The sequence below is a fragment of the Paraperibacillus esterisolvens genome (assembly GCF_046237625.1).
GTDB classification, from domain to species: domain Bacteria; phylum Bacillota; class Bacilli; order Bacillales; family DSM-1321; genus Paraperibacillus; species Paraperibacillus esterisolvens.
On sequence record NZ_CP143545.1, the window covers coordinates 1,360,421 to 1,372,610 of the forward strand.

At 47.3% G+C, this 12,190-nt stretch carries 13 protein-coding genes and 1 other annotated feature; all 13 genes read left to right on the top strand.

Annotated elements, in window-relative coordinates; translation table 11 throughout:
- Nucleotides 1-123: 123 nt before the first annotated feature.
- The 13 genes from sigG (at nt 124) to V1501_RS07005 (ending at nt 12,157) form a co-directional block, all read left to right on the top strand.
- The gene (gene sigG / locus V1501_RS06945) at nt 124-903 is read left to right on the top strand and encodes an RNA polymerase sporulation sigma factor SigG (protein WP_409292135.1); all 780 of its coding nucleotides are present in this window, start codon (nt 124-126) and stop codon (nt 901-903) included.
- A gap of 134 nt (nt 904-1,037) precedes the next feature.
- Nucleotides 1,038-1,298 carry a YlmC/YmxH family sporulation protein gene (locus V1501_RS06950; protein ID WP_409292137.1) on the top strand — a complete coding sequence of 87 codons (261 nt, stop codon included), beginning with the start codon at nt 1,038-1,040 and terminating at the stop codon, nt 1,296-1,298.
- A gap of 60 nt (nt 1,299-1,358) precedes the next feature.
- Nucleotides 1,359-2,198 carry a peptidoglycan editing factor PgeF gene (gene pgeF, locus V1501_RS06955; protein ID WP_409292138.1) on the top strand — a complete coding sequence of 280 codons (840 nt, stop codon included), beginning with the start codon at nt 1,359-1,361 and terminating at the stop codon, nt 2,196-2,198.
- Nucleotides 2,182-2,850, top strand: a complete 669-nt coding sequence (locus V1501_RS06960; protein ID WP_409292140.1) for a YggS family pyridoxal phosphate-dependent enzyme — start codon at nt 2,182-2,184, stop codon at nt 2,848-2,850. Before pgeF ends, V1501_RS06960 begins: the two co-directional genes overlap by 17 nt.
- An 18-nt stretch (nt 2,851-2,868) precedes the next feature.
- The gene (locus tag V1501_RS06965) at nt 2,869-3,315 is read left to right on the top strand and encodes a cell division protein SepF (protein ID WP_409292141.1); all 447 of its coding nucleotides are present in this window, start codon (nt 2,869-2,871) and stop codon (nt 3,313-3,315) included.
- 6 nt (nt 3,316-3,321) lie between these two features.
- A complete protein-coding gene (locus V1501_RS06970; protein ID WP_409292142.1) occupies nt 3,322-3,585 on the top strand; it encodes a YggT family protein in 264 nt (87 codons plus the stop codon).
- Nucleotides 3,586-3,790: 205 nt separating this feature from the next.
- On the top strand, nt 3,791-4,564 hold the full coding sequence (locus V1501_RS06975; RefSeq protein ID WP_409292144.1) for an RNA-binding protein: 774 nt from the start codon (nt 3,791-3,793) through the stop codon (nt 4,562-4,564).
- A 95-nt stretch (nt 4,565-4,659) separates the two neighbouring features.
- A complete protein-coding gene (locus tag V1501_RS06980; protein ID WP_409292146.1) occupies nt 4,660-5,160 on the top strand; it encodes a DivIVA domain-containing protein in 501 nt (166 codons plus the stop codon).
- A gap of 63 nt (nt 5,161-5,223) precedes the next feature.
- Nucleotides 5,224-5,449, top strand: a binding site (T-box leader).
- A gap of 106 nt (nt 5,450-5,555) precedes the next feature.
- Nucleotides 5,556-8,321, top strand: coding sequence for an isoleucine--tRNA ligase (gene ileS, locus V1501_RS06985; RefSeq protein ID WP_409292147.1), 2,766 nt, complete (start codon nt 5,556-5,558; stop codon nt 8,319-8,321).
- A gap of 226 nt (nt 8,322-8,547) precedes the next feature.
- Complete coding sequence (gene lspA, locus V1501_RS06990) at nt 8,548-9,018, top strand: signal peptidase II (protein WP_409292148.1); 471 nt, start codon at nt 8,548-8,550, stop codon at nt 9,016-9,018.
- On the top strand, nt 9,011-9,919 hold the full coding sequence (locus V1501_RS06995; protein ID WP_409292150.1) for an RluA family pseudouridine synthase: 909 nt from the start codon (nt 9,011-9,013) through the stop codon (nt 9,917-9,919). The genes lspA and V1501_RS06995 overlap by 8 nt, the downstream gene beginning before the upstream one ends.
- A gap of 226 nt (nt 9,920-10,145) precedes the next feature.
- Entirely contained in the window at nt 10,146-10,685 is a 540-nt protein-coding gene (pyrR, locus tag V1501_RS07000; protein ID WP_409292151.1) for a bifunctional pyr operon transcriptional regulator/uracil phosphoribosyltransferase PyrR, read from the top strand.
- A gap of 161 nt (nt 10,686-10,846) precedes the next feature.
- Complete coding sequence (locus V1501_RS07005) at nt 10,847-12,157, top strand: solute carrier family 23 protein (protein ID WP_409292153.1); 1,311 nt, start codon at nt 10,847-10,849, stop codon at nt 12,155-12,157.
- Nucleotides 12,158-12,190 lie beyond the last annotated feature (33 nt).

The following is a 12,190-nucleotide window of genomic DNA, read 5'->3' on the forward strand; positions in this document are numbered from 1 at the left end:
GTCCTTGAATTGGGCTGGATTCAAACAGCCAGAGCGGCTGAAGGAAGCAGAATCAAATGCATATTTTTCCTTCTCACGGAGATACTGTTTTTTGTACAGCAGCTCCTGCAAGGAGGGAATGGATTGACTAGAAATAAAGTTGAAATTTGCGGGGTAGATACCTCAAAGCTTCCAGTTCTAAAGAATGAGGAAATGAGAAAGCTCTTTAAAGAAATGCAGGAAGGTGACGATTTTGCCCGTGAAAAGCTGGTGAATGGTAACCTCAGGCTTGTTCTCAGCGTCATCCAAAGATTCAATAACCGCGGTGAATATGTAGATGACTTATTCCAGGTGGGCTGTATCGGACTTATGAAATCCATTGATAATTTTGATCTGGGTCAGAATGTGAAATTTTCGACGTATGCCGTACCGATGATCATCGGTGAAATAAGGCGGTATCTGAGGGACAATAATCCAATCAGGGTATCCAGATCGCTTCGGGATATTGCTTACAAAGCCCTTCAGGTAAAGGAAAGGCTTATGAGCGAGACATCGCGTGAACCAACGGCAGAGGAAATTGCCAAAGTCCTGGAAGTGCCGCATGAGGAAATAGTGTTTGCCCTGGATGCCATCCAGGACCCCGTATCACTGTTCGAGCCCATTTATAATGATGGGGGCGATCCCATTTATGTAATGGATCAGCTCAGTGATGAGAAGAACAAGGACAATCTATGGATAGACGAGATTGCCTTGAAAGAGGGGATGAGAAGGCTCAATGAGCGGGAAAAAATGATCTTGAGGAAACGCTTCTTCCAAGGTAAGACCCAGATGGAGGTTGCAGACGAGATCGGCATTTCACAGGCTCAGGTATCAAGGCTTGAAAAGGCTGCCATTAAGCAGATGAATAAGAATATCCAGCATTGAATCTATGCGGATATGGCTTGCAATATAAAATAGTGTACCCAGGAGGCTGTTACTGACAGCCTCTTTTCTTTGTTTCCGTTCATGTGAATGGTCTATAAAACATATAATGGGGATAAAACGGCTGGGGGGATAACATGAATCTGCTCGCAGATCTCCAGAAAAAAGATATCATTGCCCTGAATGACGGGAGCATACTCGGTACCGCCATAGATGTGGAATTGGAACCCTCTACTGGACAGATCATCTCATTGATTGTTTCAAAACACAGAACGCATAGTCTTTTCAGTCAAGACCCAGAGATTTTAATCCCGTGGGAGCAAATTGTAAAAATCGGCACAGAAGTCATATTCGTTAAATCAGCTTCAGGGCTGGATCCTTTTCAAAATGAAACGTAAAAAATTCCGGGTTTCCATAATATATGGTAAACTGAAAAAAAAGTAAAAAGAGGTTGACATATGTCAGAACCATTTATCGTGGCGGAGCAAAAATATTTCAGGCTGGCTCCATTTGAGGATAAGGATCCCCGCATTACAGCCGGCTTCACTTCAAGAGAAGGCGGCATATCCGGGAACCATTTCAATTCATTGAATATGGGGTATCATGTAGGGGATGTCCAGGAGAAGGTCACAGCAAACAGAGCCCGGCTTGCCGGAGAAATAGGGTTTGGGCTGCCATCCTGGTGCGGTGCTGAACAGACCCATGGCACAAATATTATGAAGCTCACAAAAGAACATGCGGGCATGGGTGCAGACAGCTATATATCTGCCATCAAGGACACCGATGGGTTTTTTACGGATCAGGAGGGCCTTCTTTTGACGATGTGTTTTGCCGACTGTGTCCCGCTTTATTTTTTGGCACCTGAGAGAGGGTTGGCGGGCATTGCCCATGCCGGCTGGAAGGGAACCACCGCTGGAATCGGCTCTAAAATGGCAGAGAGGTGGGGTGAAGAAGGGGTCCGCCCCTCTGATATTTTTGCTGCAATCGGCCCATCGATCTGCAAATCGTGTTATATTGTAGACGACAGAGTGATAAATTTCGCTAAAAACAGACTAGAAGAAGCTGACAAAAAGCCCTATAATCAAATTAAAGAGGGACAATATGAGCTGGATCTGAAAGAACTCAACTCGATCATCCTGCAAAAGGCCGGCATACCTGCCGATAATATATATGTATCCAGCATGTGTACAAGCTGTCACAGCTCCTTTTTCTCCCATAGGAAAGACAGGGGGAAGACCGGCCGGATGATGGGCTTTATCGGCTTGAAGGAGGAAGCATCACGTGAAGGTATCAGATAATCTGGAAGTTATAAACGAAAAGATAAAGGCAGCATGTGAAAAGAGCGGCCGTGCCACGGGTGAAATCAATCTTGTAGCCGTCACCAAATACGTTTCAGCTGAAAGGGCTGCGGAAGCCCTTGAATCAGGCGTGACTCATCTTGGTGAGAACAGGGATGAAGGTCTGCTCGAAAAGTGGGCGGTACTTAAGGACAGGCCTGCATGGCACTTCATCGGAAGCCTTCAGACGAGAAAAGTCAGGAATATCATTGATAAAGTCGAATACATCCATTCACTCGACAGGATTTCGCTTGCCGATGAAATACAAAAAAGAGCTTCAGGACCCATCAAATGTTTTATCCAGGTCAATGTATCCGGGGAAGAATCAAAGCATGGTTTGGAGCCAGGGGCGGTCGCAGATTTCATCAAGGAAATCAGCGGCCATGACCGCATCATCACAGCCGGGCTTATGACTATGGCCCCCCTGACAGGTGATGAAGAAAAAATCCGCACAAGCTTCAGGGAATTAAGGAATCTTAGGGATCAGATACAGCAGCTCGGCATAGCCAACGCTCCTTGCAAGGAATTGTCCATGGGGATGTCAAACGATTTTCAGATTGCCATTGAAGAAGGTGCCACATTCATCCGTATCGGCACCGCTTTGGTCGGCTAAATTTAAGGAGGCAGACAGATGACGATTGTATCAAAATTCAAATCATTCTTTGCTCTTGATGATGAAGTGGAATACAGGGAGGAAATCATGGAAGAGGAATTTGAACAGAAGCGGCCGGCAAAGGGCTTGAAACAGGCCGGAAGCGGGCAGAATGTGGTCAGCCTGCAAAGCGTCCAAAAACCGAATTCCAAGGTATTCCTTGCAGAACCCCGTGCATACTCAGAGGCCCAGTCTGTTGCGGACGAATTGAAAAACAAAAGGGCCGTTGTTGTGAATCTCCAGAAAATCGAGCATGACCAGGCAAAAAGAATCGTTGACTTTCTAAGCGGTACCGTTTATGCGCTTGGCGGAGACATCCAAAGAATCGGGACCAATATATTTCTTTGCACCCCTGATAATGTAGACGTCTCTGGAACGATCACAGGATTTGCCCATGAACAGGAATTTGAAGAAGCGAGGTGGTAAGAGGCTATGGAATTGGTCTTTGACACTGCCGGAACGCTATTGCAGATTTACTCATACGCATTAATCATTTATGTTCTGATGGGCTGGTTCGGCGGGGCCAGGCAGACAGGCATCGGACAGCTGCTTGCCCGGATCTGTGAGCCTTACCTGCAGCCGTTCAGAAGGATCATCCCGTCCATGGGGATGCTTGATATATCTCCCATAGTCGCTTTCATTATCCTGAATTATGCCGGCACAGGTCTTCGGCAGATTTATTCCTGGATTGCATGACCGGCTAAACATAAACCTTGCCAGACATGAGCTGGCGGGTTTTTTTGATAAGCCTTGTTATTGCTCCATGCAGATTTAGCCGTCTGGTGATTGCAGGTGAGAGGCTCTGCTGGCGGACCTCGCAGCATGCACTGGAACGAATTGTAACACTCTTATTTAGCATTGCCCTAAGATGAGGAAATGTTTTTACTAAGGAGAATCAGCAATGAGTATATATCAGCATTTTCGTCCGGAAGAGAGAGAACTGATCGATTTATTTACAGGATGGCTTACACAGACAGCAAGCCAGTATGCTCCGAAACTTACCGACTTCCTCGATCCGAGAGAGCTGTTTATCCTTGAGACCCTGGCGGCCCGGGAGGAAGATGTGGAGGTATCTAGCTTTGGCGGAAGAGAGGGAGCTGAGAGGAAGCGGGCGCTCCTATACCCTTCTTATTTCACTCCTGAAGAGAAGGACTACGGCATTTCACTGTTCGAGGTTTCCTATCCGAAAAAGTTCATAACCATAGAGCATCGCCAAGTGCTTGGCAGCTTGATGTCGCTTGGCATAAAACGGGAAAAATTCGGAGATATCCTCGCCTCAGGAGATGTTATTCAATTTCTTGCAGCCGAGGAAATAGAATCCTATCTGACGGCAAATCTTGATAAAGTCGGCAAGGCCTCCATATCTCTTGAAAAAATTCCTTTTTCGCAGATTGTGGAAACCAGGGAAGAGTGGGAAGAGGTCGCCATAACGGTAAGTTCAATGAGACTTGACGCGCTGCTTTCCTCGCTGACCAAGCTCTCGCGACAGAAATCTCAGACCTTAATTGAACAGAAAAAGGTTAAGGTTAACTGGAAAAGTGCTGAACAGCCTTCTTATGAAATCAGGGAGGAAGATGTAATCTCTGCAAGGGGCTTTGGCCGTTATAAAATACTGTCCGTGGAAGGGCGTACCAAAAAAGACAAATGGAGGGTGACCGCAGGCCGGCAAAAATAAATCAGCGAGGTAAGAAGGGTTTACAAAAAAGCCTGTCGAAACTTAGTATAGTATATATATATATTTTAGATTATAAAACCGCTGGAGGTGCGAGAATGCCTTTAACCCCATTAGATATACATAATAAGGAATTTAGCAAAGGTTTCCGTGGATATGATGAGGATGAAGTGAACGAGTTTCTGGATCAGATTATTAAAGATTATGAGATAATCCTGCGCGAAAAAAAGGAAATGGAAGAAAGGCACGAGGTCCTTCAGGAAAGACTTGGACATTTCGCCAATATTGAAGAAACACTCAATAAGTCCATCGTCATCGCACAGGAGGCAGGCGAGGAAGTAAAGCGCAATGCCCAGAAAGAAGCAAAGCTCATCATGAAGGAAGCCGAGAAGAATGCGGACCGCATTGTGAATGAAGCATTATCGAAGGCGAGAAAAATTGCTCTCGACATAGAAGATCTTAAGAAGCAGTCCAAGATCATCCGCACAAGGTTCAAAATGCTGATTGAAGCACAGCTTGACCTTCTTGGTACAGATGACTGGGATCAGCTTATGCAGTACGAAATTGATGCCAGCGACCTGGAGCTCAGCAAAGAATAAGGCTCCTTCCCTTGACTAGCGGCTTCTTTATCGAATATAATTTCATAACAAATGATTTTAAATATGATTACGATGACAGGGACAGTATATTTCTAATTGCTCCATTAAGCGAGCCGGGGATGGTGGAAGCCGGGCATGGGCAGGGAATAGAAGATCACCCTTGAGTGCCGAATTGAACCTGTAGCAGCAGTAAATAAGGCGTATCATTCACGTTACGAATGCTTAAGAGGACAGATATCTGTCTATTAGGGTGGTACCGCGGGAAACTAAAAGCCTTCTCGTCCCTTTTTGGGGACGGGAAGGCTTTTTTATTTTTACAGCCAAATCTGCCGGGCCGCGGCTGACAAGACTTCTGCGGCATTACTCGTGAGCAGTTTGAAATGGAGGAAACAGTAATGGAGTATAAAGACACACTCTTGATGCCAAAAACCGATTTCCCGATGAGGGGAAATCTCCCAAACCGTGAACCTGAAATTCAGGCGCGATGGAAGGAGCAGGACATCTACAAGCAGGTGCAGGAGCGCACAAAGGACAGACCGATATATGTTCTTCATGATGGTCCTCCCTATGCGAATGGAGACATCCATATGGGGCATGCCCTCAATAAGATCTTGAAGGATGTAATAGTCCGGTATAAGTCCATGTCAGGATTTAACGCCCCTTATGTTCCGGGCTGGGATACGCATGGCCTGCCAATCGAGACTGCCTTGACAAAAAAGGGCGTAAAGAGAAAGCAAATGACAGTCGCAGAATTCCGCAGGCTATGTGAGGAATATGCCTATGAACAGATCGACAGCCAGCGTGAGCAGTTCAAACGTCTGGGCGTAAGGGGAGATTGGGAAAATCCTTATATCACTCTTAAGCCTGAATATGAAGCACAGCAGATTAAAGTCTTTGGCGACATGGCCAAAAAAGGGTATATCTATAAAGGCAAGAAGCCCGTTTATTGGTCTCCTTCTAGTGAATCTGCACTTGCCGAAGCTGAAATCGAATATTATGACAAGCGCTCTGCTTCCATTTATGTTGGCTTTCCAGTCAAGGATGGCAGAGGAATACTTGAAGAAGGTACAGAGATTGTCATTTGGACAACTACGCCATGGACCATTCCAGCCAATCTCGGTATTTCTGTACACCCTGACCTGGAATATAGTGTAGTGGCTGTTGATGGGAAGAAATTTGTTGTGGCAGAAGAGCTGCGGGAATCTGTTGCAGAGACAGTCGGCTGGGAAAGCCCTGTTGTAGAAAAGAAAGTTAGAGGTGCCGATCTCGAACATATCCTTGCATCTCATCCTTTATACGACCGTGATTCACTTGTCATGCTTGGTGAACATGTCACCGTCGATGCCGGTACAGGATGTGTCCATACTGCCCCGGGCCACGGGGAGGATGATTTTATCGTCGGCCAGAAATATAATCTGGAAGTGCTGTGCCCTGTGGATGAAAAAGGGGTCATGACCAGCGAAGCTCCAGGATTTGAGGGCTTGTTTTATGATGAAGCCAATAAGCCGATCACCCAGGCCCTTGAAGAAGCCGGAGCACTGTTGAAGCTGGACTTCTTCACCCATTCCTACCCGCATGATTGGAGAACGAAAAAGCCGGTCATTTTCCGGGCAACGGCTCAGTGGTTCGCATCCATTAAGGATTTCCGTGACGATCTTTTAAAAGGAATTGAAGAAACCAAGTGGGTTCCGGCATGGGGAGAGACAAGGCTGTATAATATGGTCCGCGACCGCGGGGACTGGTGTATTTCCCGCCAGCGTGCCTGGGGTGTTCCAATCCCGGTATTTTATGCGGAAAACGGAGAGCCCATTATTACGGATGAGACGATCGACCATGTGTCCAGCCTATTCCGTGAACACGGCTCGAATATCTGGTTTGAAAAAGAAGCGGCAGAACTTCTGCCGGAAGGCTTTACACATCCTGACAGCCCTAATGGGAAATTTACAAAAGAAACAGATATCATGGATGTCTGGTTTGATTCCGGTTCCTCGCATCAGGGTGTGCTGGAAGAGCGTGAGGATCTGAAGCGTCCTGCTGATCTTTATCTTGAAGGCTCAGACCAATACAGGGGCTGGTTCAACTCTTCACTTTCCACCTCGGTTGCAGTGACAGGCAAACCGCCTTACAAGGGTGTGTTAAGCCATGGATTTGTTCTTGACGGAGACGGACGTAAGATGAGTAAGTCACTCGGAAACATCATGGTTCCGGCCAAAGTAATGAACCAGCTTGGAGCCGATATCCTGAGGCTGTGGGTCGTTTCTGTTGATTACCAGTCAGACGTCCGGGTTTCCGATGCAATTCTAAAGCAGGTGGCGGAAGTCTACAGGAAAATCCGCAATACGTTCAGATTCCTTCTTGGAAACCTGGCGGACTTCACTCCTTCCAGGGATTCTGTTTCTTATGAAAATCTTCGGGAAGTGGATCAGTTCATGCTCGTGAAGCTGAATAAATTGATCAAACAGGTCAAGCAATCCTATGAAAACTATGAATTCGCAGGCATTTACCATGCTGTAAACAATTTCTGTACGCTTGACTTAAGTGCATTTTATCTGGATTATGCAAAAGACATCTTATATTGCGAAGCAAAGGAAAGTGCAGAACGCCGGGCCATCCAGACAGTCCTTTATGAAGCGCTCGCTGCCCTTTCCAAGCTTGTGTCGCCTATCCTTTCCCATACGGCGGATGAAGTCTGGGCTTATGTGCCTGAAGCAGAAGGGAACAGCGTACAGCTGACAGACATGCCTCTTGAGAAGGAGCTTCCTAATGCAGCGGCAATCGAGGAAAAGTGGAACGCATTCATGAAGCTGCGGAACGATGTTCTAAAGGCGCTGGAATCAGCCAGGAATGAAAAGGTCATCGGAAAGTCCCTGAATGCAAAGGTCTCCATGTATGTTAATGACGAGGCAGAAAGCCTGCTTCACAGCATCGGGGAGAACTTTAATCAGCTGTTCATTGTATCTTCCTTCAAGGTAGCGGGCAGCCTGTCAGATGCTCCGGAAAACGCGCTTAAGTTCGAAAACTCTGCAGTTGTTGTGGAGAAAGCGGAAGGCGGTACATGTGAACGGTGCTGGAATGTGAGTGAAGAAGTAGGTACAGTCGCAGAACACCCGACACTTTGCAGACGATGTGCCGAGGTTATAGAAGAAAATTATCAAGCATAAAACTTAAGCTCCCTGGCTGCATGCCAGGGAGCTTTTGATTGAAATCCTGGGAAAAAAGACCGGCAGATTTTTTGAAGAAGCCCATTCGTGTAACCGTGGGCTTCCAAACGAGTGAAAACAGGCTTCTTGTCCGGCCCTTTACGGGGCTGCGATTGTTTTCTCTTTTGGTGATATGCTAAAATGCATAAGTAGAGAAAAAAGAGCTTAGAGAAGCGGGGGAAAAAGTTTGGGCTATTTCATTGTGGCGCTGTTCGTTATTGCGCTGGATCAATTTACAAAATGGCTTATCGTTAAAAACCTTGAATTGGGAGAAAGTATAGAGGTCATCAGCCAATTCTTTTATATAACATCCCATAGAAACAGAGGAGCAGCATGGGGGGTCCTTGAGGGGCAGATGTGGTTCTTTTATATTATTACGTTAGTCGTAGTGGCCGGCCTCATTTATTATATAGTGAAGCATGCCAAAAACAATGTGCTTCTTGGCGTTTCCTTGGGATTGATGCTTGGCGGTGCGGTAGGTAACTTCATTGACCGTGTCTGGCGCAGGGAAGTTGTGGATTTTATCCATGTATACATAGTGGACTACAGCTTTCCCGTGTTCAATATAGCAGATTCTGCACTTTGCATCGGAGTGGTCATGCTGATTATTTATATGCTGATAGAAGAGAAAGCAGCGAAGGAGAAAGAGAATGCATAGTATAACCATCCAGGAAGAACAGAAGAATGAAAGAATTGATAAAGTCATCTCCACGATGAATGAAGACTGGTCGAGGACCCAGGCTCAGGGCTGGATTAAAGAAGGACATGTTCTTGTGAACGGAAAACCGGTCAAGACCAATTATAAATGCAGCATTGGCGACAAAGTAGAGGTCGTGATACCGGAAGTGCAGGAGCTCGATGCAGAGGCTGAGCCGATGGATCTTGATATCTATTATGAGGACGGCGATGTGCTCGTAGTCAACAAGCCTAAAGGAATGGTAGTCCACCCGGCTCCAGGGCATGTATCTGGAACACTTGTGAATGGCTTAATGGCACATTGCAGGGATCTATCGGGAATCAACGGTGTCATGAGGCCGGGGATTGTCCACAGAATCGATAAAGACACATCCGGCCTTCTTATGGTTGCAAAAAATGACATGGCCCATGAGAGCCTGGTTCAGCAGCTGGTTGACAAGACCGTGACAAGAAGATATAAAGCCGTTGTCCATGGTGTGATTCCCCATGATCACGGCACAATCGACGCACCAATCGGCAGGGATAAAAAGGACCGCCAGAGCATGACAGTGACTGATGAGAATTCCAAGCATGCTGTCACTCATTTCAATGTGATTGAACGATTCAAGGACTTTACCCTTGTTGAATGTCAGCTTGAGACAGGAAGAACCCACCAAATCAGGGTTCATATGAAATATATCGGCTATCCGCTTGCAGGTGACCCTAAGTACGGCCCAAGAAAAACACTGGATATCGGAGGACAGGCCCTGCACGCCGAAGTGCTCGGCTTTATTCATCCGAGGACGAAGGAGTATCTGGAGTTCACAGCTCCTGCTCCTGCAGAGTTTGAAGAGCTGCTCAACAAACTTCGACAAAATGATTGACAGCTGAATTGTTTAGTATTAGTATTAGGCTAACATGATAAGAACCTTTAACACAGTCCCGTGAGGCTGAGAAGGAAACGGACAGCATGCTGCTACCAGGCATGCCTTCAGACACAAAATCCTTCTGCCCGCATACGGCCGGAGGATTTTTTTATGCTGGCGCACTGCCAATACAAAGCCGGCATTCTTCACTGGAGGGTAATTTTAAAAAGAGCAGGTGATTCATTTGAAGGAAAAAACGACCGTCCTCGATGAGCAGGCGATACGCCGTGCCCTGACCAGGATAGCCCATGAAATCATAGAAAAGAACAAGGGAATTGAAGATTGTGTGTTAGTCGGCATCCGCACGAGGGGAATTTATATCGCCAAAAGGCTTGCTGAACGTATACAGCAGATTGAAGGCAGGGAAATCGCTGTCGGTGATATCGATATCACCCTTTACCGGGATGATCTTACCACTAAGAGCGAGAACGGAGAGCCGTTAGTGAAGGGCTCGAATCTGCCCCTTGAAATCTCCGGCCGGAAAGTTGTGCTGGTAGATGATGTCCTGTTTACCGGCAGAACGGTCAGGGCAGCCCTGGACGCATTGATCGACATTGGCAGGCCATCTCAGATACAGCTTGCCGTACTGATTGACAGGGGCCACCGTGAGCTGCCGATACGGGCTGACTTTGTGGGGAAAAATGTACCCACATCACAGGCTGAAAAGATTTCGGTGAAATTGTCTGAAGTAGACGGCCTCGACGGGGTTACCATACAGGAATAAAAAAGAATACCAACCTTTAAGTGCAGTTCCGTGAGGCTGACAAGGATGGATCCATCAGGAATTAATATGCAGGGGTGCAAGCTCTGCTATGCCTGCCTGGGGATCCGCCTTATTAGACCTCTTTCAATGAAAAAGAGGTTTTTTTATAGGGGGAAACAACAATGGAAAACAAAAGAAACGCAGTTTTAGATGTACACGAAGTCCCGTCGCCGGGACAATGGATCACGCTCAGCCTTCAGCATTTATTTGCCATGTTCGGGGCAACGGTACTTGTGCCCTTCCTTGTCGGGCTTAGTCCGGCAGTAGCCCTGATATCAAGCGGGCTGGCCACTCTTGCCTACCTGCTGGTGACAAGAGGGCAGATTCCAGCTTATCTTGGTTCTTCCTTCGCCTTCATATCACCGATTGCCGCTGCCAAGACGCTGGGCGGACCCGAATCCGCCATGCTTGGCTGTTTCGCGGCCGGCCTGATATATGGAATTGTGGCACTCATCATCAAGAAGGCAGGTATGAACTGGCTCATGAGGATACTTCCGCCAATCGTAGTCGGACCCGTTATCATGGTCATCGGACTTTCACTTGCAGGCACTGCGGTAGGGATGGCAATGTATGAAAATCCAGGCGCGCCTGCACCGGAACTGATCTACAGCTCAAAGCATCTGGCAGTGGCGATGATCACTCTTGCTGCCACGATCATATTCAATATGTTTGGCCGGGGGTTCATCGGAGTGATTCCAATCCTTCTCGGCATCATTACAGGATACATCGCAGCAAGTATTGCCGGCATTGTGGATTTTAGCCCGATAGCAGATGCCGGCTGGTTTGAAGCTCCGGAGTTCCTGATTCCTTTCGCTACCTATACGCCTGAATTTTCCTGGCAGGTTATCTTCATTATGGCGCCTGTGGCACTTGTGACCCTGTCAGAGCATATCGGCCACCAGATGGTACTCAGTAATGTTGTCGGCCGTGACTTCCTGAAAAAACCGGGCCTTCACCGCTCGATTACAGGTGACGGTGTGGGGATCATCATCGGTTCATTCATCGGCGGACCGCCGATCACCTCGTATGGGGAGAACATCGGGGTGCTGGCGATAACAAGGGCATTCAGCGTGTTTGTCATCGGCGGGGCGGCGGTCCTCGCTGTGGCATTTGGCTTCATCGGCAAGGTGTCAGCTGTCCTGCACTCCATCCCGCAGGCTGTCATGGGCGGCATTTCCATCCTGTTATTCGGAATAATCGCCTCAAGCGGACTCCGGATGCTCATCGATCATAAAGTCGACTTTGAAAACAAACGCAATTTAATCATCGCTTCTGTCATCCTGGTCATAGGGATCGGCGGAGCATTCGTCAAGCTTTCAGATGAAGTTTCTTTATCAGGGATGGCGCTGGCAGCTATTGTCGGAGTGCTGCTCAACCTGATTCTTCCGGGCCGGCCTGAAGCAGAGGCGGCTCCGGAAGCTGATTCTAAATAAGATACACCTTTTAAAAGAAGTCCAGAGAGGCTT